Source organism: Saccharothrix coeruleofusca (genome assembly GCF_017876325.1).
GTDB lineage: Bacteria > Actinomycetota > Actinomycetes > Mycobacteriales > Pseudonocardiaceae > Actinosynnema > Actinosynnema coeruleofuscum.
Genome location: NZ_JAGINV010000001.1, coordinates 5,822,493 through 5,844,308 on the forward strand (window position 1 = coordinate 5,822,493; position 21,816 = coordinate 5,844,308).

Sequence of the window (21,816 nt, forward strand, 5' to 3'; positions counted from 1 at the left end):
CTCAGGGCGAAGATCACCCGTTCGTGCACCGCCTCGCGCGCCCGAACGACGAATTCACCCGACCCGAGCGTTCGACTCGCGGTACCTGAGCGTTCGACTCGCGGGGTCAGCGGCGGCGGGTGAGCAGGCGCAGGCGCAGGCCCAGCCCCAGCCGGACGGCCAGCAGCAGGGGGGCCCACTGCGGTCCCCGGTGGCGGTCGGCCAGGTAGCGGTAGGCGCTGCTGTGGTGGGCGGCCAGCATCCGGTTGGACGACTTGGCGGTCGACACCCCGCCGATGTGCACCACCTCGGCGTCGGGCACGTACACGTTCAGCCAGCCCGCGCGCGCGATCCGGTCGCCCAGGTCCACGTCCTCGAAGTACATGAAGTAGCGGGGGTCGAACCCGTTGACCGAGTCGAACGCCTCGCGCCGCAGCAGCAGGCACGACCCGGACAGCCACCCGGCGGTGCGCTCGCCGATCTCCGCGCCCTCCTGCCGGTACTCGCGGGTCCACGGGTTGCCCGGCCACACCTTGCCGAACACCGCGTGCCCCAGGCCCCGGCCGAGCGAGGGCTGCAGCCGCGCCGACGGGTAGACCTCGCCGCTGGGCTCGCGGATCAGCGGCCCGAACGCGCCGCCCCTCGGCCACCGCTTGGTGGCGGCCAGCAGCGCGTCGAGGCTGCCCTCGCCCCACTCCAGGTCGGGGTTGGCCACGACCACCCAGCCGTACTCCGGCCCCAGCTCGGCGACGCCGCGGTTGGCCCCCGCCCCGTAGCCGAGGTTGCCCCCGGTGGGCAGGAACACCACGTTGTCCGCCGACGCCGCCGCGCGCTCCGGCGCGCCGTCGGTGGAGCCGTTGTCGGCCAGCACGACCCGGACCTGGCGGGTGGTCGCCCTGGTCAGCGTCGCCAGGAACCGGTCGAGGGTCTCCCCCGGCGAGTAGGTGACGGTGACCACCGCCAGCTCGTCTCCGTAGCGCGTCACGCGCGCCACCCTAGTGGTGGTGGACGTGGTGCATCACCGCGTGGCCCTTGCCCCGCGCGATGAGCCACCGGTTCACCGGCACGGTCAGCGCGAACGCCACCGCCAGCGAGAAGGCCAGCGCGCCCCAGAACAGCGCGGAGGTCAGCCCCGCCGCCATCGCGCCGGGCACGACGAGCATGACCGTGTTGTCCACGACCTCCATCACCGCGATGGACACCGTGTCGGCGGCCAGCGCCAGCTTGACCGCCGCGGTGAAGCCGACGCCCGCCTTGAGCACGCCGCGCAGCGTGAGGGCGTAGCCGAACAGGAACGCCAGCGCCACCGCGAGGACCACGGTCCCCCAGGCGGGCAGCCCGAGCCAGGTGCCGATGACCATGCCGAGCACTTCGCCGATGGCGCACCCGGTGAGGCAGTGCAACGTGGCGGACACCGCCGCCGACCAGTTCCCTCTCACACCGACAAGATACCCGCAGGGGGTATGTAGAAGGCAAGCCGAATCACTCGATCGACGCCTCAAGGATTCAGCGGCGGTACGCCCGCGCCGCCCGCTCGTAGGCCAGCCGGTGCCGCGCCGCCGAGGTGGCCCAGGAGAAGTCCTTGGCCCGCACCAGCGCCGCCGCCGCCAGCGCGTCGCGCCGCGCCGGGTCGTCCAGCAGCTCGGTCAGCGCCGCGGCGATGTCGCCCGCGCCCACCCCGCAGTAGGCCACCGCGTCGCCGCCCACCTCGGGCAGGCTCAGCCGCCGGGTGGTCAGCACCGCCGCCCCGCAGGCCATCGCCTCCAGCACGGGCAGCCCGAAGCCCTCCCCCAGCGACGGGTAGGCCACCAGCTCCGCCCCGCCGAGGAACCCGGCCAGCTGCTCGAACGGCAGGTACCCGGCCCGGATCACGCGCACCCGGTGCGGCACCGCGTCCAGCGCCCGCTCCACCTGCCCGTCCCACCCCGGCTGCCCTGCCAGCACCAGCGCGGGCGGGTTCGCCCGGCCCCGGCACGCCTGCGCGAAGCCGCGGATCAGCGCGGGCACGTTCTTGCGCGGCTCCAGCGCCCCGAGGAACGCCACGTACGGCGTGCTGCCCAGGCGCAGCGTCGCGCGGACGGCCGCGACCTCCTCCGGCGTCGGCGGGTGGAACCGCTCGGTGTCCACGCCGTGCTGGGCGATGTGCAGCATCCGCCGGTCCGCCCCCGCCACCCGCGTCAGCTCATCGGCGGTCGCCCGACTGGGGACCACGCACAGCGCGGCCCGGCGCAGCGAGGCGCGGGTCCAGGCGCGGAAGAAGCGGGCCTTGACCGACGAGTGCAGCACCGGGTCGGTGAAGAAGGTGGCGTCGTGCAGCGTCACCACCGACGCCGTGCGGTTGGCCAGCGGCACGGTGTAGTGCGGCGAGTGCACCACCTGCACGCCCAACCGGGCGGCCAGGCGCGGCAGGGACGTCTGCTCCCAGGTCAGCCGGGCCGTCCGGGTGGCCACCGCGTCGGCCGCGGGCACCACCCGCGACCTGGGCGCCAGCGCTCCGTACAGCGCGGCGTCGCGCGGCTGGCACACCACGCTCAGCCTGGCCCCGTCGGCGTCCAGCGCCGCCACGAGCGAGTCCACGTACCGCCCGACACCACCGCGGTCGGCTGGGACGGCAGTGGCGTCAATCAGCACAGCGGGTTCGACGGGTGACACGCGGTGCAGCGTACGGCTCACGCCGGACCGGTTGTGCCGGATTCCGGTAACCGATGCGCTAACGGGTCACCCCCAGGTGTATCCCCCACACGGCGGACGCGGCATTCTCCCAGGTGAACCGCTCGGCGCGGCGGCGGCCCGCCTCGGCCATGCGACCGGCCTCACGCGGGTCGGCCAGCACCGAGCGCAGCGCGGCGGCCAGCGCGGCCCGGTCCCCGCGCGGCACCGCCACCCCCGCGCCGCCCGCCACCTCCACCAGCGCGGGCGCGTCGGAGTGCACCACCGGCACGCCCTGGGCCATCGCCTCCAGCAGCGGCAGCCCGAACCCCTCGGCCAGGCTGGGCGCGGCCAGCACCGCCGCCCGGCGCAGCACGAACGCCAACTGGGCGTCGCTGAGCCTGCCCAGCAGCCGCACGTGCGGCGCGCGCAGCTCCACCCCGCCCCACCCGCGCGGCCCGACCACCACCAGCGGCACGCCCACCTCGGCGGTGGCCCCGGCCAGCAGGTCGAACCCCTTGCGCGGCTCGACCGTGCCCACGGCCAGCACGTACCGCTCGGGCACGTCCACCGGCTCCTCCGCGCCGAACGCCGTCACGCCGTGGCCGACGACGTGCACCGGAGCACCGACGGGCACCCGGCGGCGCAGGTCCTCCGCCACCGCCTCGGTCGGCACCACCAGCGCGGCGGCCCGGCTCGCGGCCCGGCTGATCACCCGCTGGTGCCATGCCGCGCCACGGGCGGTGAGCGTCTCGGGGTGGGTCCACGGCACGGTGTCGTGCACGGTGACCACGACCCGCCCGCGCGGCGGGGCCAGCGGCGTGGGGGCGTGCACCGCGTCGCCGCCCGGCCAGTACGGCACGCCGCGCTCCCAGGCGGCGATCAGCGCGCGGCGGGGCAGCGGCAGCACGCGCGGCCCCTCCACGCCGGGGATCACCGCCGCGCTCGGGTCGGCGTGCCTGCTCACCACGCCGGTCACGGTCCACCCGGCGGGGGCGGTGGCGGCCAGCGCGGCGGCCAGCTCGCGGGTGTAGCGGCCGGTCCCGCCGGGCACCGGGGCCAGCAACTGCTCGGTCAGCACAACGAGGTTGGGCACGTCGCGTACCGTCTCACGCCGTGGTGAACCCGAGCACGACGGTGGTCGTGGTGACCTGGCGGGGTCGCGAGCACATCACGGCCTGCCTCGACGCGCTGGCCGCGCAGCGTCCACATCGGACGATCGTGCTGGACAACGCCTCCGACGACGGCACCGCGGCGCTGGTGGCGGCGCACCCCAGCGCGCCGGAGGTGCTGCGCCTGCCGCGCAACGCGGGCTACGCGGGCGGTCTGGCCGCCGTGCTGCCCCGAGTCGGCACCCGCTACGTGGCCTGGCTCAACGACGACGCCGCGCCGGAGCGCGGCTGGCTGGCCGCCCTGGAGGACGCGCTCGACGCCGCGCCCGAGGCCGCCGCCGCCACGTCGTCGATGCTGCTGGCGGACGGGGCCACGCAGTCGGTCGGCGTGGCGCTGACCGCCGACGGCCACGGCCGGGACCTGGTGCTGGCGGGCCGCGACGTGTTCGGCTTCTGCGGCGGCGCGGCGCTGCTGCGCACCGACCGGCTGGCCGAGGCGGGCGGCGTGCCCGCCGAGTTCTTCTGCTACTACGAGGACACCGACACCGCGTGGCGGCTGCGCCTGGCGGGCCACTCGGTGATCTCCGTCGGCCCGGCGCGGGTGCGGCACCGGCACGGCGCGAGCACGCACCCCGGTTCGCCGCTGTTCCACCGGTGGAACGAGCGCAACCGGCTGCTGATGCTGCTGCGCTGCGCGCCCTCGGCGGTGGCGCTGCGCGAGCTGGCCCGGTTCGCGGTGATCACCGCGCTGCTGCCGGTCCGGCGCGGCGTCCCGGACGCGGCGAACTTCCGCGTCGGCCTGCGCCTGCGGGTGCTGGGCGAGGTGCTGCTGCGGCTGCCCGCGGTGCTCTTCCAGCGCGCCCGGATCGGCAGGCGTGCGAAGGTGTCCCGCGCCGAGGTGTGGCGGAACTGGGCGGGGCGCTAGCGCGCACGGTGCGTTCGGGCATGGTGACTGACCGTTCGGGCAGCCCGGCGGCGGGTGGTCCGGCGATCACCGGCTGCGAACTCGGAGGTGTTTGGCACCTTCGCCGCCCACTGCGGAGCGTGATGAGGCAGGCTTAGGCCGTGGAGCCAGTCAGCCTGCCTGCCGTGTCCGTCGTCGTGGTCAACTACCGCGGCGCGGACGACACCACGACCTGCCTGCGCGCGCTGCTCGACGACCTGGACTACCCGTCCGAACTGCTCCAGGTCATCTGCGTGGACAACGCCTCCGGCGACGGCAGCGCCGAGCGCGTCCGGGCGGCGGTGCCGCGCGCCGAGGTGGTCGAGGCCCCGGAGAACCTGGGCTTCGCGGGCGGCTGCAACCTGGGGGTGAAGCACGCGCGCGGCGCGGTGCTGGCGTTCCTCAACAACGACGCCCGCCCGGATCGCGGCTGGCTGCGCGAAGCCGTGCGGGTGCTGCGCGAGGAGCCGACCGTGGGCGCGGTGGCCAGCAAGGTGCTGGACTGGGAGGGCCGCGAGATCGACTTCGTCGACGCCGGGCTGACCTGGTTCGGCATGGGCTACAAGCGGCACGCGGGCCAGGTCGACGACGGCCGCCACGACCAGCCGCGCGACGTGCTGTTCGGCACCGGGTCGGCGCTGGTGGTGCGGGCCTCGCTGTTCGCCGAGCTGGGCGGCTTCGACGAGCGCTTCTTCATGTTCTACGAGGACGTCGACCTCGGCTGGCGGATGAACCTGCGCGGCTGGCGCGTGCGGTACGAGCCGAAGTCGCTGACCTTCCACAAGCACCACGCCTCCATGTCCACTGTGGACAGCAGTCGCGAGCTGTTCCTGCTGGAGCGCAACGCGCTGGCCTCGCTGTACAAGAACTTCTCCGACGAGACGCTGGCCAAGGTGCTGCCCGCCGCGCTCGCCCTGGTGACCCGCCGGGCCACCGCGCGCGGGGACATCGACCCCAAGCAGCTGGAGATCACCCGCCGCCCCGCCGACCCGGCCCAGGACGCCGCGCCGGTCCCGGTGCCGCGCCAGGCGCTGGCCGGGTTCCTGGCCGTGGACCAGTTCGTGGAGATGCTGCCGTCGCTGGCGGAGTCGCGCAAGGTCGAGCAGGCCGCGCGCAGGCGCACCGACGCCGACCTGCTGCCGCTGATGCGCAAGGCGATGGAGCCCGCCTACCCGCTGCCCCGCTACCTGGCCGCGCACGACGTGCTGGTCGAGGTGTTCGGGCTGGAGGCCGCCTTCGGCAGGCCGCGCCGGGTGCTGGTGCTCACCGGCGACGCGATCTCCGACCGGATGGCCGGGCCCGCGATCCGGGCGTGGCACATGGCCGACGTGCTCTCCGCCGAGCACGAGGTGCGGCTGGTCACCACCAACCCGCTGTGCTCGCCGCCGGAGGCGCCGTTCCCGATCGCCCAGGCGCGCTCGCGCGACCTGGGCGCGCACGTCGACTGGGCCGACGTGGTGGTGCTGCAGGGCCACGGGCTGGAGGAGACCGGCACGCTCAAGGACAGGGCCTCCACCAAGATCGTGGTCTGCGACATCTACGACCCGATGCACCTGGAGCTGCTGGAGCAGAGCAAGGACGACACCGACGAGCAGCGCGAGAAGCACCTGGTGTCGGTCACCGCCGTGCTGAACAACCAGCTCGCCCGCGGCGACTTCTTCCTGTGCGCCTCCGAGCGGCAGCGGCACTTCTGGCTGGGCCACCTCACCGCGCTGGGCAGGCTGACCCCCGCCCTCTACGACAACGACCCCACCGTGCGCTCCCTGCTCGCGGTCGCGCCGTTCGGCCTGCCCGGCAAGCCGCCGCAGCGCACCGGCCCCGGCCTGCGCGACGCGCTGGGCCTGGACGCCGACGACAAGGTCATCCTGTGGGCGGGCGGCGTCTACAGCTGGTTCGACCCGCTGACCCTCGTGCAGGCCGTGGACCGGCTGCGCGGCAAGCGGTCCGACGTCCGGCTGGTGTTCCTGGGCATGAAGCACCCCAACCCGCACGTGCCGGACATGGGCATCGCGGGCCAGACCCGCGCGCTGGCCAAGCGGCTGGACCTGGTCGGCTCGCACGTGTTCTTCAACGAGTCCTGGGTGCCCTACCAGGACCGGCAGAACTGGCTGCTGGACGCGAACTGCGGCGTCACCACGCACTTCGAGCACGTCGAGACCACGTTCGCGTTCCGCACCAGGGTGCTGGACTACCTGTGGTCCGGACTGCCGATCGTGACCACCGACGGCGACTCGTTCGCCGACCTGGTCTCCCGCGAGGGACTGGGCGTGGTGGTGCCCGCCGAGGACACCGACGCGCTGGCCGCCGCGCTGGAGAAGGTCCTCTACGACGAGGAGTTCGCCGCCGCCTGCGCCGAGCGCATCGCCGTGGTGCGGGAGCGCTTCACCTGGGAGGTCGCGCTGGCCCCGCTGGTCGAGTTCTGCCGCAACCCGCGCCCGGCCGCCGACCGCCTGCCCGGCACGGCCCCGCTGGTGCCCAACCCGGTGCTGGGCACGCGCGAGAAGGTGCAGCGCGACATCAAGCTGATACGGGAGTACCTCGACGCGGGCGGACCGGGCGAGGTGGCGCGGCGCGCGACCGGCCGGGTGCTCAAGAAGCTGCGCGGCCATGGCTAAAGCGCTCCGGGTGCTCATCGACGGCACACCCCTGCTCGGCGACCGCACCGGCATCGGCCGCTACACCGCGGCGCTGGCCGAGGAGCTGGCCTCGATGCAGGACGACGTGGACGTGCGCGCGGTCGCGTTCACCCTGCGCGGCTGGCGGGCGCTGCGGACCGTGCTGCCGCACGAGGTGGTGGCGCGCGGCCTGCCGGTGTCGGCGCGGCTGCTGCGGCAGTCCTGGCTGCGCTTCCCCTTCCCCCCGGTGGAGTTCCTGGCCGGGCCGACCGACGTCATGCACGCCACCAACTTCGTGCTGCCGCCCACCCTGCGCGCGGGCGGCGTGACCACGATCCACGACCTGGCCTTCCTGGACGCGCCCAACGAGCTGCCGCCCTCCGACCGGCGGCTGCCGGAGCTGGTGCGCCAGTCCGCCCACCGCGCGGACGTGATCTGCACGCCCACGCGAGCCGTGGCGTCGGTGGTGGCCGAGCGGTTCGAGGTGTCGCCGGACAAGATCGCGGTGACCCCGCTGGGCGTCGACCCGGCGTGGTTCGCCGCGCGCCCGCCGTCCGTGCCGCTGCGGTCGCGGCTGGCGCTGCCCTCGGAGTACCTGCTGTTCATCGGCGCGGGCGGGCCGCGCAAGGGCCTGCACACCCTGCTGGCCGCGCACGAGTCCCGGCCCGAGCTGCCGCCGCTGGTGCTGGCCGGACCCGGACCGTCCGGTGTGGACGAACGGGTGCGGCGGACCGGCTACCTCAACGACGTCGACCTGCGCAGCGTGGTGGCCGGGGCGACCGCGCTGGTGCTGCCCTCGCGCGACGAGGGGTTCGGGCTGCCGGTGCTGGAAGCCTTGGCGTGCAACGTCCCCGTGGTCTGCTCGGACGTGCCCGCGCTGCGCGAGGTGGCGGGCGGGCACGCCGTCCACGTGCCGGTGGGCGACGTGGAGGCGCTGGCGCAGGCGTTGGTGGACACCGTGGAAGCGGAGCCCTCCCCGGCCGCCCAGGCGGCCCGGCGGGCGCACGCCTCGGAGTTCACCTGGCGGCGGACGGCGGAGAAGACGGTGGCGGCCTACCGGCGCGCGGCCGGGCAGTGACACGCGCGGCGCGACACCGCGCCGCGCGCGATCCCGACCCAGCGGTCCCCCGTGTCCTGGCAGTCGGCGCAGTCGTAGCCGAAGGGGTCGAGGGCGTTCAGCTCGCGGCGCACGGCGTCGAGCAGGTCGTGGGCGGCGTCCTCGGTGAAGCTGAGCCGGACTTCGCCGACTGACAGGAACACGGTCGCCGACGCCTCGTCGCCACGCACCTCTACCGGCGTGCCGACCTCGACCCGGATCGCCTGAGCAGCCATGACACCCTCCTCGATTGGGTGGAAAATGTTCCGCTAGCTTGGCCATGGCATTACGAATGGGCAAGCTGAGAAGGAACAGAGTTCCTAAAAGCACCCGATCGGGGACACCGTGACGCCCACCGCCAAGCAGCGCCGCCTCGCCCGCCGCCTCCGCCGGATGCGGCTCCAAGCCGGGAAGACCGTCGATGACGCGGCGAGCCAGATCGGTTGCAAACACCCGAAGATCAGCAAGATCGAAACCAACCTGCTGGGCGTCAAGCCCGACGAGGTCCAACTGCTCTGCCGGCTCTACGGCGCGAGCGACCACACCACCGAGAGCATGGTCACGCTGGCCCGCAACGCCAAGAAGCGCGGCTGGTACCAGAGCTACCACGGCGTGGCGAACCCGGAGAACATCGACTTCGTGGAGTTGGAAACCGACTCCGTCAGCGTGTCGAACTTCGAGATCGATCTCATCCCGGGGCTGCTCCAAACCCAGGACTACGCCCGAGCGATCTTCCGCGCGGGCCTTCCAGGAGCTACCAACGACACCATTGAGCAGCGAGTCGAACTGCGCACCACCCGTCAGCAGCGGGTGCTCGACGGCGACCTTTCGGTGTGGGCGGTGGTCACCGAAGCGGCCTTGATCCGCCCGATCGGCGGCAGGGAAGTCCACCTTGCCCAGATCTCCCGGCTGACCGAACTCAGCGACCTGCCCAATGTGCAATTCCAAGTCGTCCCGACCCGCGCGGGCAGCCATATGGCGATGGGTGTGCCGTTCTCCTGCTTCCGCTTTGACGACGGATTCGGCGCGGTAGCCATCGACCACCTCACCGGCACCCTCTTTTTGGAGGAAGACGCGGACGTTGAGCGGTATAGGCTGGCCTTCCAACACCTGTGCAGCGCCGCGCTGAGTCCGCAGGACTCGCTGGCCCTGCTACGCCAGCACGCCAACAAGGAGCGCAGCGAATGGCAAAGTCCGAGCTGATCTTCGGAATCTGGCACACGTCCAGCTACAGCGGCGCTAACTCCAACTGCGTCGAAGTCGCCTGGAACAAGTCCAGCCACAGCGGCGGCAACTCCAACTGCGTCGAAGTCGCTCACGGGGCCGCCCTGGTGGGCGTTCGGGACAGCAAGAAGCCCAGGGCGGGTGTGGTCACCGTCTCCAGGGGTGCTTGGGCGGCCTTCCTGGCGGCCCTGCGGTAGGTCAGCGGTCTGAGCGCTCGGCTCGTGGTGTCCGAGCGCTCAGTTCGTGGTGCCTGGGCGTTGAATTCAGGCGTTCTGGGGGTTCGACTCGCGGTATTTGGAGGTTCGACTCGCGGGGGTGGCGAGGACGGACCACGAGACCTGCCGTGATCGGGTCACGGCGACAGCGCAGCGCAGGAACCGCTGCCGCTCCTCGGAGCGGGCGGTCGCTTCGGGAGTACCCAACTTCTCGGGCATGAAGCACAGAATCCTCCGCTGGATGCATGGTCACCAGTGCATTTGCACCCTTCCACTCCAACGGAGCAACGCGGGCCCGACGCGGGCACCCGGCGTGGTCGCTGCCATCATGCGGGCATGAGCTTCACCGCCGTGTGGCCGATCCGCGACGCCAGTGGCGCCGAGTCCGCCGACGAGATGACCGTCCAGGCTCCCGAGGACGTCGACACCCTCCTGACCAGGCTCAACGAGCCCGGCGCTGGTCCGGCGGTGATCGAGCACCAGGACCGTCCGCTGCTCGACGACACCGAGGGCCTGCTCGGCGAGCCCGGTCGGACCAAGATCCCCGACCACGACGTGGCCGTGGCGGTGCACGCGGGCTACGGCTACCTCACCTACGCCGACCCCGATCATGACTACGCAACGTTGCAAGGTGAGGCCGCCTCTCCCGAGTACCGCTCGGACTACGTCGACTACCCGGCGGGCTCGGGCGTCCCGCCGCGGGTGCTCGCCGAGGCCCTGAAGGAGTTCCTGACCACCGCCCAGCGCCCCACCCACGTCCCCTGGCACACCACCTGACGCCTGCAAGTACTACCCGTACAGCGTTTTCGAGCACTTAACTACTACCCGTGTCGGCCCGCCGCGGCGGCGGCCCGCGTGCGCCGGGTAGTAGTCAACGGCCCTCACGGGCGGACCGGGTAGTACTTGCCGACGCCTAGGAGACGAGAGTGGGGCGTTCCACCTCCCAGGGGGACTTGAAGTAGGACCGCATCCCGCTGACCAGCCGCTCCACGTCGGCCTCCGGTCGCACCACCAAGCGCAGGAACTGGCCGCTGAGCCCCAGCTTGTTGGAGCACTCGCGGACGAACACCTGGTGCTTGTTGAGCAGGTGGTCGCGCATCTCACCGCCGCTGACCTCGTTGGGCAGCTTCACCAACAGGAAGTTGGCCTGCGACGGGAACACCTCCAGGTCCGGCACCCGCCCCAGCTCCATGCTCATCCGGTAGCGGTCCATGGACAGCTTCACCAAGCTCGCCGCGTACGACTCGGCGTGCTCCTGGAACATGAACACCACCGCCTCGGCCAGCGAGTTCAGGTTCCACTTGGGCAGCGCGGCGGCCATCTTCCTGGCCAGCGCCGGGTTGGCCACGCAGTAGCCGAACCGCACGCCGTGCAGGCCGAAGTTCTTGCCCAGGCTCTTGAGCACCAGCACGTTGGGCCGGATGGACGCCTCCGCGGCCACCGACGGGCTGCGCTCGATCTCCACGAAGTCGATGAACGACTCGTCGATCACCACCAGGTCCAGGTCCGACAGCTCGTCCATGAACCGGATGACCTCGCGGCGGGGCAGGTAGCCGCCGTCGGGGTTGTTCGGGTTGCACAGCACCGCGACGCGCGACCCGCGCGAGCGGATGAACTTGATGTAGGTGTCGACGTCGAGGCCGAAGCCCTCGCTCTCCTGCAGCAGGAACATGTCGACCCGCTTGCCGGTCTCCATCGGCTGGTCGGTCCAGCGGCCGAAGGTCGGGATGGGCACCGCGATCGACTCGCGCACCCACAGGTGGTCCAGCCAGGTGATCAGCTCGGTGGAGCCGTTGGACATCGCGATGGTGGCCGGGTTGAACCCCAGCACCGACGAGAGCTGGCCAGCGATCCGGCTCGAATCGCTGGGGTAGAACTTCAGCACCGCTTCCAGGTTGTCGGCCAGCTCGGCGAACATCTCCGGGGTCGGGAAGTACGGGTTGCACGGGATGCAGAAGTCGACCAGGTCCCGCGCGCCGTCGCCCATCCGCCGGGAGAGCTCGAAGAACGACGGGCTGTGTGCGGTCTGCCGAAACACGTCCGTGTCGATGCTGTGCCGCACGCAACCACTCCCCGCTCGTCCGTCGCCGGTGTCACCGGGGTCTACGTGCGGCTCGTGGGGGTGGTTCAGGCCAGGCGGGCACCACGCGAGGCCGCGTCGGCCTGTCGGCATGCCTTTCGCGGAAAATCACGCCCTTCGATTTTCCGCGAAACGCGTGTCGATGGGCCGACTTCCGGGCGGCCGAGCCGCCGTCTGCGGAGCAGCGGCCATGTTACGGCACCGCTCCTGTCGCGAAGGCGGTGGACAGGGCTTCACGCCAGGGGCGCAGCGGGGTCAGGCCCGCTTCCTGCCAGGCGCGGCCGGACAGCACCGAGTACGCCGGGCGGGGCGCGGGGCGCGGGAAGTCTGCGGTGCCGCACGGCTTCACCCGCTCCGGGTCCAGGCCGAGCTCGGCGAAGACGGCCTTGGCGAAGCCGCACCACGTCGTCTCGCCGCCGCCGGTGGCGTGCAGCACCCGCCGCGCCGGGCCGCGCCGCGCCGCGACCAGGGCGGCCAGCTCCACCAGCCCCCCGGCCAGGTCCAGCGCCCACGTCGGCGACCCGAGCTGGTCGTCCACAACGGACAGCTGGTCGCGCTCGTTCGCCAAGCGGGCCATGGTCTTGACGAAGTTCGGCCCGCCCGCGCCGTAGACCCACGCGGTGCGCACGACCCAGGACCGCTCCCAGCAGGTCAGCACGCGCTGCTCGCCCGCCAGCTTCGTCCGCCCGTAGGCCGAACGCGGGCCGGTCTCGTCGTCCGGCTCGTACGGGCGCGTGCCGTCGCCGGGGAACACGTAGTCCGTGGACACGTGCAGCAGCGGCACGTCGTGCTCGCGGCACGCCGCCGCCAGCAGCTCGGGTCCCTTGGCGTTGACCAGGAACGCGCGGTCCTCATCGGACTCCGCCGCGTCCACCGCGGTGTACGCGGCGGCGTTGACGACCACCGGCCGCAGCGAGTCGTCGCGGGCCGCGCAGGCGAACGACGCCACCGCGTCGGACACCGCCTGCGCGTCGGTGATGTCCAGCTCCGCCGACGACGGCGCGTGCACCAGGCCCTCGGACGGGGCCACCGCCACCAGGTCGTGCCCGAGCTGGCCGCGGCCGCCGGGCACCAGCAGTGCGAGCGCCATCAGCCGGCCAGCGCCGCGCGCTGCTTGAGGGGCTCCCACCACGAGCGGTTGTCGCGGTACCAGGCGACCGTGGCCGCCAGGCCCTCGGCGAAGTCCACCCTCGGCGCGTAGCCCAGCTCCTGGCTGATCTTGGTGATGTCGACCGAGTAGCGCCGGTCGTGGCCCTTGCGGTCGGTCACCTGCTCGACGGAGGACCAGTCGCGGCCGGTGGCCGCCAGCAGCCGCTCGGTCAGCTCGCGGTTGGTCAGCTCGGTGCCGCCGCCGATGTTGTAGATCTCACCGCCGCGCCCGCCCTCCAGCACCAGCTGGATGCCCCGGCAGTGGTCGTCGACGTGCAGCCAGTCGCGCACGTAGAGCCCGTCGCCGTAGAGGGGGACCTTCTTGCCGTCCAGGAGGTTGGTCACGAACAGCGGGATGACCTTCTCCGGGAACTGGTACGGACCGTAGTTGTTCGAGCACCGCGTGATGCACACCGGCAGGCCGTGCGTGCGGTGGAACGCCCGTGCGAGCAGGTCCGAGGACGCCTTGGAGGCCGAGTACGGCGAGTTCGGCTCCAGCACGTGCTCCTCGGTCCAGGAGCCCTCCTGGATGCTGCCGTAGACCTCGTCGGTGGAGACGTGCACGAACTTGGCCACGTTCGCCTCCAGCGCGCCCTGCAGCAGCGTCTGGGTGCCCAGCACGTTGGTCAGCACGAAGTCCGCCGAGCCGGAGATCGACCGGTCCACGTGCGACTCGGCGGCGAAGTGCACCACCACGTCGGTGCCGGTCATCAGCTCGGCGACCAGCTCGCGGTCGCAGATGTCACCCCGCACGAACCGCAGCCGGGGGCTGTCGGCGACCGGCGCCAGGTTGGCCTCGTTGCCCGCGTAGGTGAGCTTGTCCAGCACGACCACCTCGGCGTCGGCGTAGGCCGGGTACGCGCCGCCCACCAACTCCCGCACGTAGTGCGAGCCGATGAACCCGGCTCCACCCGTCACCAGCACCCGCATCGCAACACCTCTCAGCCGTGGACACCCCATCGCAGTGTGTCACCGTTGTTTACCGTGCAACCCACCCGGTTGTTACAGCGTCTCCCGTATATAGGGGAATCGCGGTTCCGCGCGCCGGTCCGCCATTACTCTGGATCGATACGACCGTGACGCGGGGGAGGCAGCACCAGTGGACGCCAGTCCGCCCAGGAAGGCCGGTGGTTCGGCCGCATTGCGCTTCCTCCTGCTCACCGGGCGTTCACTCCTCGCGCTCGTGTCCGCCGCTGTGCTCCTCGTCACCTGGTACGGCTGGAACTACCTGCGGGACCTGGACGAGGGCATCACCACCACCGATGTGATCTCCTCCACGGTGGCCGAGCAGGGCCGGGCCCGCAAGCCGCTCGACGGCGCGGTGGACATCCTGCTGGTGGGCGTGGACAGCCGCACCGACGCGCAGGGCAACCCGCTGTCGCGGGAGGTGTTGGCCCTGCTCAACGGCGGTGTCGCGGACGGCAGCCTGAACACCGACACGATGATCCTGGTGCACATCCCGCAGGACGGCACCCGCGCGGTGGCCATCTCCTTCCCGCGCGACGCCTACGTGGAGATCGCCGACGGCTTCGGCAAGCACAAGCTGAACTCCGCGCTGGCGCGGCAGAAGAACACCACCGCCGAGCAGCTGCGCGCCGAGGGCGTGACCGACGAGGCCCGCATCGCGCAGGAGTCGACCCAGGCGGGCCGCAAGACGCTGATCAAGACCATCGAGGACCTGTCCGGCGGTGCCATCACCGTGGACAACTACGCCGAGGTCAACCTGGCCAGCTTCTACGAGGTCACCAAGGCCATCGGCGGCGTGGAGGTGTGCCTGAACGCCCCCACCAAGGACTCCGCCTCGGGCGCGGACTTCCCGGCTGGCAGGCAGACCGTCGAGGGCGCCAAGGCGCTGTCGTTCGTGCGCCAGCGCGGCGGGCTGCCCGGCGGCGACCTGGACCGGATCGTGCGCCAGCAGGTGTTCATCGGCGCGCTGGCCCGCAAGGTGCTCTCCACCGGCACGCTGACCGACCCGACCAAGCTGGGGGCGCTGGTCGAGGCGGTGAAGAAGTCCGTGGTGCTCAACCAGGGCTGGAACATCACCGAGTTCGCCGACCAGATGCGCGACCTGGCCTCGGGCAACATCCAGTTCCGCACCATCCCGGTGGGTGACCCGGTGGACACCTGGAGCGACGGCAACGTGCTGCCGGTAGACCCGGCGGGCGTGCGCCGGTTCATCAAGGAGCTCGCCTCCGACGAGCCCCCGGCGTCATCTTCGTCACCCCGCACGACTCCGTCCGGCCCGCCGAACTCCGCCGTCACGGTGCAGGTCTACAACGCCGCGGGCATCAACAACCTCGCCTCCGATGTGCTCAACACGTTGGTGCAAAAGGGTTTCGCCCGAGGCCAGGCGCTGACCGGGACCTACCGGGACAGCTCGCTGGTGCGGCACGCGCCGGGCGAGCGGGCGGTCGCCCTGCGCGTGGTCGAAGCGCTGGGCGGTAACGCCGGGGTCGAGGAGGACGACTCCGTGCCTGAAGGACAGGTTCAGGTCCACGTCGGCGCCGACTACCGGGCGTCCGACGAGTCCGACCCGGCGTCCGCGGCGGGCACCCGGACGACGGCGCCGACGACGGGTTCCGCCCCGCCGATCACCGCCGACGGGTTGGCCTGCGTGAACTGAACCACCACCTCCTGCGCGGCCGGTCCGCCCGGCGGCGGTGGTTGCCCGACCGGACGGACCGCGTGGAGGAGGAACAGTGAAAGCCGCCGTCATCACCGGGCGGGCGCTGCTGGCGCTGCTGTCCGCCGCAGTGCTCGCGGTGACCGGTTACACCTGGGCGACCCTGCAGCGGGTGGAGCAGAGCGTCAACACCACCGACGTGCTGACCGTCATGTCGGACGTGCCCAACGCCCCGCCCGCCAACGACGGCGCCGTGGACATCCTGCTGGTGGGCAGCGACAGCCGCACCGACGCGCAGGGCAGGCCGCTGCCCGACCGCGTGCTGCGCCAGCTGCGCACCGAGGCGACCGACACGGTCAACACCGACACGATCATCATCCTGCGGGTGCCCAGGGACGGCTCCAAGGCGCACGCCATCTCGATCCCGCGCGACACCTACGTGCCGATCCCGGACCACCGCGAGGAGAAGATCAACTCCGCGTACGGGGTGACCAAGTTCTTCACCATGCAGCGCCTCCAGCAGGAGGGCGTGCACGACCTGGCCGAGCGGGAGAAGCGCGGCGACCAGGCGGGCAGGCGGGTGCTGGTGCGGGTGGTGCAGGAGCTGACCGGCGTGCGCGTGGACCACTACGCCGAGGTCAACCTCTACGGCTTCTACCTGCTCACCCAGGTCATCGGCGGGGTGGACGTCTGCCTCAACCACGCCACCAGCGACCCGGACTCGGGCGCGGACTTCCCGGCGGGCCCGCAGACCATCTCCGGCGGCGACGCGCTGGCGTTCGTGCGGCAGCGCAAGAACATCCCCAACGGGGACCTGGGCCGCATCACCCGGCAGCAGGTGTTCCTGTCGGCGGCGGTGTCGCGGCTGCTGTCGGCGGGCACGCTCACCGACCCGGCCAAGCTGTCCGGGCTGCTGGACGCGGTGAGCAAGTCGGTGGTGGTGGACGACGGCCTGGACCTGGCCACGCTGGCGAAGCAGGCGCAGGGCCTGGCGGGCGGCAACGTCGAGTTCGCCACCATCCCGGTCACCGGGGTGGGCGCCCGCAACGACCGGGGGCAGAGCATCATCACCGTCGACCCCGCCCAGGTGAAGGCGTTCGTGGCGCAGGTGCTCGGCGAGAAGACCCCCACTCCCACCACAGCTGCCACCACCGCTGCCACCAGCCCCGCGCCCCCCGGCACGACAGAGCGCTTCGGGGGTGGCAAGGTTGTGTCGCTGGACGGCGGCCCGCGGGCTGTCGCGCAGCAAGGACCGCCTTGCGTCGACTAGTGGAGTGGCCGCCTTGACCGTCACGGAAGCCCTGCTCGTCCCGCTGCTGACCGCTTCGGCGCGGCCGCTGATCACCCACTACGACGACGCCGCGGGCACCAGGGTGGAGCTGTCCCGCGCCACGGTGGCCAACTGGGCGGCCAAGACCGCGAACTGGCTGCGCGACGAGCACGACGTGGCGCCGGGCGACCCGGTGGCCGTGCTGCTGCCCGCGCACTGGCAGACCGTCGGCGTGCTGCTGGGCGCGTGGTGGTGCGGCGCGTCCGTGGTGGACGCCCCGGCGGGCGCGAAGGTGGCGTTCGTGCCGCCCGGCGGCGAGGCGCCGGGGGCCGACCTGACGGCCGTGGCCTCGCTGCACCCCATGGGGCTGGGCTGCGGCGCGCCGGTGGACTACCTGGACGAGGTGCGGGTGTTCGGCGACGACTTCACGCCGTGGCAGCCGGTGCCCGGCTCGACGCCCGCCCTGGGCTGGTCCACAGTGGACGAGGTGGTGGCCGAGGCCCGCACGCGCGCGGCGACGCTGGGCATCGGCCCCCAGTCGCGGGTGCTGTCCACTGTGGAGTGGACGCACCCGGACGGCTTGCTCAACGGCCTGCTGGCCGTGCTGGCGGGCGGCGGGTCGCTGGTCCAGTGCAGCAACGCCGCCCCGGACCTGCTGCCCGCCCGCCGCGACAGCGAGCAGACCACCCTGGACCTGGCGGGCTAGGCGCTCGCCCGCGCCGGAGCGCGGCGGGAGCGCACGAGGCGGTCCACCGACAGGTCGCCGCCGTTGAAGCCCAGCGCCAGCGCGGCCACGCCGAGCGCGAGCACCAGCTCGTACCCGCCCTGGCCGGTCAGCCCGTTGGGCAGGTGCACCAGCACCAGCGCGCCCGCCATGTTCAGCGCCAGCAGCACGCCGACCACCGGCAGCGCCGCGCCCGCGACGAGCATGGCGCCGCCGACCAGCTCGACGATCGCGGCGAACCACGCCGACAGCGTCGGCATCGGCACCCCCATGCCCTGGAACGCCTGAGCGGTGCCGTCGAGGCCCCACTCGGCGACCTTCTGCCAACCGTGGGCGATGAACACCACACCGATGCCGATGCGGCCGACCAGCGCCGTCACGTCCCGAACCATGATCCTCCTCCGACCGATTCCCTCCCGAGCGACGTTATATGAACTTTCAACTTCCTCGGCTCCTTGACAGGGTTCCGACAGGGAGCGTAAGAAAACCTTGTAGTTAAATAACCAAGTGGTTAGGCATGATGTGGCTACCGATCCGCTGAGCCTCACCTTCGCCGCCCTCGCCGACCCGACGCGGCGGGCCATCCTGGCCCGGCTGACCGAGGGCCCGGCCACGGTGAAGGAGCTCTCCGCGCCGTTCGACATGAGCGGCCCCGCGGTGTCCAAGCACCTGCGGGTGCTGGAGCGTGCGGGCCTGATCACCAGGGGCCGCGACGCCCAGTGGCGGCCGTGCGAGCTGGACGCCACCCCGCTGCGCCAGGTCAGCGAGTGGGCCGACGGCTTCCGCCAGTTCTGGGACGCCAGCTACCGCCGCCTGGACGACTACCTCGCCCACCTCCAGGCGAACCAGCCCCCTGAGTGAACTCGACCCCCGACACGCCGAACACGCCCACTCCCGGTGTCACCGGTCTATGGGCGCGTTGGGCGTGTCGCCCCCGCGAGTCGAACGCTCAGACACCACGAACTCAACATTCGCGCACCCCAACCCGCACTTTCACGCCCCTCGGGTGGTAGTTACCGGCCCTCACGACGGCCTCCGGTAGTACTTGCCCACGCACCAGGACGGGCGCGCGCGAAGCGCGCGCAGCGGACCCCGCGAGCGCCATCCTTGGCGACCTGCCGCGCGGCGAGCGCACCCACCGCATCCCAACGACGAACTCAGAGGTCCTGAGCGTTGAACTCAGAGGTCCTGAGCGTTCGACTCGCGGGGGAACGTCAGCCGTTGAGCAGGGCGCGGCTCATCACGACGCGCTGGATCTGGTTGGTGCCCTCGTAGATCTGGGTGATCTTCGCGTCGCGCATCATGCGCTCCACGGGGAAGTCGCGCGTGTAGCCCGCGCCGCCGAACAGCTGCACCGCGTCCGTGGTTACCTGCATGGCCACGTCGGAGGCGAAGCACTTCGCGGCGGCGGTGATGAACCCGATGTTCGGCTCGCCGCGCTCGGCCTTCGCGGCGGCCACGTACACCATGTGCCGCGCGGCCTCGATCTTCATCGCCATGTCGGCGAGCATGAACTGCACGCCCTGGAAGTCCGAGATGGCGCGGCCGAACTGCTTGCGCTCCTTGACGTAGGCCAGCGCCGCCTCCAGCGCGCCCTGGGCGATGCCCACGGCCTGCGCGCCGATGGTCGGCCGGGTGTGGTCCAGGGTGCGCAGAGCGGTCTTGAGGCCGGTGCCGGGCTCGCCGATGATGCGGTCCGCCGGGATGGTGCAGTTCTCGAAGTGGATCTCCCGCGTGGGCGAGCCCTTGATGCCGAGCTTGCGCTCCTTCGAGCCGACCACGAAACCGGGGTCGTCCTTGTGCACCACGAACGCGGAGATGCCCTGCGACTTCTTGGGCGCGTCGGGGTCGGTCACCGCCATCACGGTGTACCAGGTCGACTCGCCCGCGTTGGTGATCCAGCACTTGGTGCCGTTGAGCACCCAGTGGTCGCCGTCCAGCCGGGCCCGCGTGCGCATCGACGCGGTGTCCGAGCCCGCCTCGCGCTCGGACAGCGCGTAGGAGGCCATCGCCTCTCCGGACGCGATGGACGGCAGGACCTGCTGCTTGAGCGAGTCCGACGCGGCCAGGATGATCGGCATGGTGCCCAGCTTGTTCACCGCCGGGATCAGCGAGGACGACGCGCACACGCGCGCCACCTCCTCGATCACGATGCAGGTGGCCACCGAGTCCGCGCCCTGGCCGTCGTACTCCTCGGGCACGTGGACGGCGGCGAAGCCGGACTTCGTCAGCGCCTTGAGCGCCTCGACCGGGAAGCGCTCCTGCTCGTCGACGTCGGCCGCGTGCGGGGCGATCTCCTTGTCCGACAGCGCCCGGACGGCCTCGCGGAGCGCCTCGTGCTCCTCGGCGAGCTGGTAGGTGCCGAAGCTCGGGTCCACCTTGTTACCTCCCAGTAGGACAGCTACCGGCGATGTTAGCGCGCGTTCACCGCGCTGTCCGCTGTGCCGTCCGCAACAGCCCGCAGCGCCGCGTCCTTGGCCAGCACCATCTCCTGCAGCGACGCCTGGAACTCGGCCATGCGCCCTTGCAGCACCGGGTCGGTGGCGGCCAGCATCCGCACCGCCAGCAGGCCCGCGTTGCGCGCCCCGCCGACCGAGACGGTGGCCACCGGCACACCCGAGGGCATCTGCACGATCGACAGCAGCGAGTCCATCCCGTCCAGGTGCTTGAGCGGCACCGGCACGCCGATCACCGGCAGCACCGTCGCCGAGGCCACCATGCCCGGCAGGTGCGCCGCGCCGCCCGCGCCCGCGATGATCACGCGCAGGCCGCGCCCGGCGGCGTCGCGCGCGTAGTCCAGCATCCGCTGCGGGGTCCGGTGCGCGGAGTACACGCCCACCTCGTACGGCACGCCGAACTCGGCCAGCGCGTCGGCGGCGGCCTGCATCACCGGCCAGTCCGAGTCGCTGCCCATGATCACGCCAACGTGGGTCACGCCTGTCCTCCGTGGATGTCGTAGCCGTCCAGCCACACGCCGTCGGACAGCCAGCGCGCGGCCAGCCTGGCCCGCTCGCGCACGTCCTCCATCCGCTCCCCCAGCAGCGTCACGTGGCCGATCTTGCGCCCCGGCCGCTCCGCCTTGCCGTACAGGTGCACGTGGGCGTCGGGGAACCGGGCGAACAGGTGGTGCAGCCGCTCGTCGGGCCCCATCTCCGGGGGCTCGGCCGCGCCGAGCACGTTGGCCATCACCACGGCGGGGGCGACCAGGTCGGTCGCGCCGAGCGGGTAGTCCAGCACCGCGCGCAGGTGCTGCTCGAACTGGGAGGTGCGGGAGCCCTCGATGGTCCAGTGGCCGGAGTTGTGCGGGCGCATCGCCAGCTCGTTGACGACCAGGCCGGTGTCGGTCTCGAACAGCTCCACGGCCAGCAGGCCCACCACGCCCAGCTCGTCGGCCACGCGCAGGGCCAGCGCCTGGGCCTCCTCGGCCAGCGGCGCGTCCGGCGCGGGGGCCAGCACCTCGACGCAGATGCCCTCGGACTGCACGGTCTGCACCACCGGCCAGGCCGCCCCCTGCCCGAACGGCGAGCGCGCCACCAGCGCGGCCAGCTCGCGGCGCATCGGCACGCACTGCTCCACCATCAGCGGGGTGCCCGCGGCCAGCAGCTCGGGGACCACCCGACGCGCGCTCTGCGGCGTGTTCAGCATCCACACGCCGCGCCCGTCGTAGCCGCCGCGGATCGCCTTGAGCACGCACGGCCAGCCGTGCCGCGCGCCGAAGTCGAGCACGTCGGCGGGGTCGGTGACCTCCCGGAACGGCGGCACGGGCAGCCCCAGCTCGGCCAGCCGGACCCGCATGACCAGCTTGTCCTGGGCGTGCTGGAGGGCTTCCGGGCCGGGGTGGACGCGCACGCCGTCGGCGACCAGCGCGCGCAGGTGCTCCTGCGGCACGTGCTCGTGGTCGAAGGTGATCACGTCGCAGGACTTGGCGAACGCGCGCAGGGCGTCCAGGTCGGTGTGCCTGCCCAGCTCCACGTCCCGCGCGACCAGGGCGGCCGGGTCGGCCTCGGACTCCGCCAGCACGCGCAGCGACTGGCCCAGCGGGATGGCGGCCTGGTGCGTCATGCGGGCCAGCTGCCCGCCCCCGATCATGCCGACCACGGGGAGACGAGTACGGGAGTCCACGGGACCTGGAGTCTA

Annotated in this window: 22 protein-coding genes; 10 read left to right on the forward strand and 12 right to left on the reverse strand. The window is 72.2% G+C overall.

What is annotated here, in order from left to right; genetic code table 11:
* Positions 1 to 106 precede the first annotated feature (106 nt).
* From JOF41_RS26335 to JOF41_RS26350, 4 genes are all read right to left on the reverse strand, one after another.
* Complete coding sequence (locus JOF41_RS26335; protein ID WP_209622815.1) at positions 107 to 964, reverse strand: glycosyltransferase family 2 protein; 858 nt, start codon at positions 962 to 964, stop codon at positions 107 to 109.
* Between the two features lie 10 nt (positions 965 to 974).
* A complete protein-coding gene (locus JOF41_RS26340; RefSeq protein WP_209622817.1) occupies positions 975 to 1,418 on the reverse strand; it encodes a DUF4396 domain-containing protein in 444 nt (147 codons plus the stop codon).
* Between the two features lie 67 nt (positions 1,419 to 1,485).
* Positions 1,486 to 2,610 (reverse strand): glycosyltransferase family 4 protein, encoded by a 1,125-nt coding sequence (locus JOF41_RS26345; RefSeq protein ID WP_209624468.1) that lies wholly within the window; start codon positions 2,608 to 2,610, stop codon positions 1,486 to 1,488.
* Positions 2,611 to 2,689: 79 nt separating this feature from the next.
* Positions 2,690 to 3,724 carry a glycosyltransferase family 4 protein gene (locus JOF41_RS26350; protein WP_189225629.1) on the reverse strand — a complete coding sequence of 345 codons (1,035 nt, stop codon included), beginning with the start codon at positions 3,722 to 3,724 and terminating at the stop codon, positions 2,690 to 2,692.
* A 20-nt stretch (positions 3,725 to 3,744) separates the two neighbouring features.
* Here JOF41_RS26350 and JOF41_RS26355 point away from each other — a divergent pair, with 20 nt between their 5' ends.
* From JOF41_RS26355 to JOF41_RS26365, 3 genes are all read left to right on the forward strand, one after another.
* Complete coding sequence (locus JOF41_RS26355; protein WP_307867541.1) at positions 3,745 to 4,665, forward strand: glycosyltransferase family 2 protein; 921 nt, start codon at positions 3,745 to 3,747, stop codon at positions 4,663 to 4,665.
* A gap of 164 nt (positions 4,666 to 4,829) precedes the next feature.
* The gene (locus JOF41_RS26360) at positions 4,830 to 7,298 is read left to right on the forward strand and encodes a glycosyltransferase (protein WP_307867542.1); all 2,469 of its coding nucleotides are present in this window, start codon (positions 4,830 to 4,832) and stop codon (positions 7,296 to 7,298) included.
* Positions 7,291 to 8,376 carry a glycosyltransferase family 4 protein gene (locus tag JOF41_RS26365; RefSeq protein ID WP_209622821.1) on the forward strand — a complete coding sequence of 362 codons (1,086 nt, stop codon included), beginning with the start codon at positions 7,291 to 7,293 and terminating at the stop codon, positions 8,374 to 8,376. The genes JOF41_RS26360 and JOF41_RS26365 overlap by 8 nt, the downstream gene beginning before the upstream one ends.
* Here the strand turns inward: JOF41_RS26365 and JOF41_RS26370 are convergent.
* The gene (locus tag JOF41_RS26370) at positions 8,352 to 8,630 is read right to left on the reverse strand and encodes a hypothetical protein (RefSeq protein WP_189225632.1); all 279 of its coding nucleotides are present in this window, start codon (positions 8,628 to 8,630) and stop codon (positions 8,352 to 8,354) included. The two genes, JOF41_RS26365 and JOF41_RS26370, sit on opposite strands and share 25 nt — an antisense overlap.
* A 109-nt stretch (positions 8,631 to 8,739) precedes the next feature.
* On the opposite strand from JOF41_RS26370, the gene JOF41_RS26375 reads away from it, so the two are divergent.
* The 3 genes from JOF41_RS26375 to JOF41_RS26385 all read left to right on the forward strand — a co-directional run bounded on the left by JOF41_RS26375 (position 8,740) and on the right by JOF41_RS26385 (position 10,610).
* Positions 8,740 to 9,597 (forward strand): helix-turn-helix domain-containing protein, encoded by an 858-nt coding sequence (locus tag JOF41_RS26375; protein WP_209622823.1) that lies wholly within the window; start codon positions 8,740 to 8,742, stop codon positions 9,595 to 9,597.
* Positions 9,579 to 9,815: a DUF397 domain-containing protein gene (locus tag JOF41_RS26380; protein WP_209622825.1), complete on the forward strand. Its 237-nt coding sequence runs from the start codon at positions 9,579 to 9,581 to the stop codon at positions 9,813 to 9,815. Before JOF41_RS26375 ends, JOF41_RS26380 begins: the two co-directional genes overlap by 19 nt.
* 354 nt (positions 9,816 to 10,169) lie before the next feature.
* Complete coding sequence (locus JOF41_RS26385) at positions 10,170 to 10,610, forward strand: Imm1 family immunity protein (protein WP_209622827.1); 441 nt, start codon at positions 10,170 to 10,172, stop codon at positions 10,608 to 10,610.
* 136 nt (positions 10,611 to 10,746) lie between these two features.
* Here the strand turns inward: JOF41_RS26385 and JOF41_RS26390 are convergent, their stop codons facing one another.
* From JOF41_RS26390 to rfbB, 3 genes are all read right to left on the reverse strand, one after another.
* On the reverse strand, positions 10,747 to 11,895 hold the full coding sequence (locus JOF41_RS26390; protein WP_209622829.1) for a pyridoxal phosphate-dependent aminotransferase: 1,149 nt from the start codon (positions 11,893 to 11,895) through the stop codon (positions 10,747 to 10,749).
* Between the two features lie 211 nt (positions 11,896 to 12,106).
* Positions 12,107 to 13,003 (reverse strand): dTDP-4-dehydrorhamnose reductase, encoded by an 897-nt coding sequence (gene rfbD, locus JOF41_RS26395; RefSeq protein WP_209622831.1) that lies wholly within the window; start codon positions 13,001 to 13,003, stop codon positions 12,107 to 12,109.
* Positions 13,003 to 13,992 (reverse strand): dTDP-glucose 4,6-dehydratase, encoded by a 990-nt coding sequence (gene rfbB, locus JOF41_RS26400; RefSeq protein ID WP_209622833.1) that lies wholly within the window; start codon positions 13,990 to 13,992, stop codon positions 13,003 to 13,005. Before rfbB ends, rfbD begins: the two co-directional genes overlap by 1 nt.
* A 169-nt stretch (positions 13,993 to 14,161) precedes the next feature.
* Between rfbB and JOF41_RS26405 the strand changes: the two genes are divergently transcribed.
* The 3 genes from JOF41_RS26405 (at position 14,162) to JOF41_RS26415 (ending at position 17,661) form a co-directional block, all read left to right on the forward strand.
* Positions 14,162 to 15,685 carry an LCP family protein gene (locus JOF41_RS26405; protein ID WP_209622835.1) on the forward strand — a complete coding sequence of 508 codons (1,524 nt, stop codon included), beginning with the start codon at positions 14,162 to 14,164 and terminating at the stop codon, positions 15,683 to 15,685.
* A gap of 76 nt (positions 15,686 to 15,761) precedes the next feature.
* The gene (locus JOF41_RS26410) at positions 15,762 to 16,955 is read left to right on the forward strand and encodes an LCP family protein (RefSeq protein WP_209622837.1); all 1,194 of its coding nucleotides are present in this window, start codon (positions 15,762 to 15,764) and stop codon (positions 16,953 to 16,955) included.
* A gap of 13 nt (positions 16,956 to 16,968) precedes the next feature.
* Positions 16,969 to 17,661, forward strand: a complete 693-nt coding sequence (locus tag JOF41_RS26415; RefSeq protein WP_189225641.1) for a TIGR03089 family protein — start codon at positions 16,969 to 16,971, stop codon at positions 17,659 to 17,661.
* Here JOF41_RS26415 and JOF41_RS26420 read toward each other — a convergent pair.
* Positions 17,658 to 18,071, reverse strand: coding sequence for a DoxX family protein (locus JOF41_RS26420; RefSeq protein ID WP_189225642.1), 414 nt, complete (start codon positions 18,069 to 18,071; stop codon positions 17,658 to 17,660). The two genes, JOF41_RS26415 and JOF41_RS26420, sit on opposite strands and share 4 nt — an antisense overlap.
* A 130-nt stretch (positions 18,072 to 18,201) precedes the next feature.
* Here JOF41_RS26420 and JOF41_RS26425 point away from each other — a divergent pair, with 130 nt between their 5' ends.
* Positions 18,202 to 18,540 carry an ArsR/SmtB family transcription factor gene (locus JOF41_RS26425; protein ID WP_209622839.1) on the forward strand — a complete coding sequence of 113 codons (339 nt, stop codon included), beginning with the start codon at positions 18,202 to 18,204 and terminating at the stop codon, positions 18,538 to 18,540.
* Positions 18,541 to 18,893: 353 nt separating this feature from the next.
* Here JOF41_RS26425 and JOF41_RS26430 read toward each other — a convergent pair whose 3' ends face one another.
* Genes JOF41_RS26430 through JOF41_RS26440 form a run of 3 tightly spaced genes read right to left on the reverse strand, consistent with a single transcriptional unit; the run spans position 18,894 to position 21,801 of the window.
* Positions 18,894 to 20,057: an acyl-CoA dehydrogenase gene (locus JOF41_RS26430; RefSeq protein ID WP_209622841.1), complete on the reverse strand. Its 1,164-nt coding sequence runs from the start codon at positions 20,055 to 20,057 to the stop codon at positions 18,894 to 18,896.
* Between the two features lie 35 nt (positions 20,058 to 20,092).
* Positions 20,093 to 20,593 carry a 5-(carboxyamino)imidazole ribonucleotide mutase gene (purE, locus tag JOF41_RS26435; protein ID WP_209624472.1) on the reverse strand — a complete coding sequence of 167 codons (501 nt, stop codon included), beginning with the start codon at positions 20,591 to 20,593 and terminating at the stop codon, positions 20,093 to 20,095.
* Positions 20,594 to 20,610: 17 nt separating this feature from the next.
* Positions 20,611 to 21,801: a 5-(carboxyamino)imidazole ribonucleotide synthase gene (locus tag JOF41_RS26440; protein ID WP_189225647.1), complete on the reverse strand. Its 1,191-nt coding sequence runs from the start codon at positions 21,799 to 21,801 to the stop codon at positions 20,611 to 20,613.
* Positions 21,802 to 21,816 lie beyond the last annotated feature (15 nt).

Coding starts and splice junctions, on each gene's coding strand:
- JOF41_RS26365 (WP_209622821.1), top strand. CDS start 7,291: ATGGCTAAAGCGCTCCGGGTGCTCATCGACGGCACACCCCTGCTCGGC.
- JOF41_RS26370 (WP_189225632.1), bottom strand. CDS start 8,630: ATGGCTGCTCAGGCGATCCGGGTCGAGGTCGGCACGCCGGTAGAGGTG.
- JOF41_RS26380 (WP_209622825.1), top strand. CDS start 9,579: ATGGCAAAGTCCGAGCTGATCTTCGGAATCTGGCACACGTCCAGCTAC.
- JOF41_RS26385 (WP_209622827.1), top strand. CDS start 10,170: ATGAGCTTCACCGCCGTGTGGCCGATCCGCGACGCCAGTGGCGCCGAG.
- rfbD (WP_209622831.1), bottom strand. CDS start 13,003: ATGGCGCTCGCACTGCTGGTGCCCGGCGGCCGCGGCCAGCTCGGGCAC.
- rfbB (WP_209622833.1), bottom strand. CDS start 13,992: ATGCGGGTGCTGGTGACGGGTGGAGCCGGGTTCATCGGCTCGCACTAC.
- JOF41_RS26420 (WP_189225642.1), bottom strand. CDS start 18,071: ATGGTTCGGGACGTGACGGCGCTGGTCGGCCGCATCGGCATCGGTGTG.
- purE (WP_209624472.1), bottom strand. CDS start 20,593: ATGGGCAGCGACTCGGACTGGCCGGTGATGCAGGCCGCCGCCGACGCG.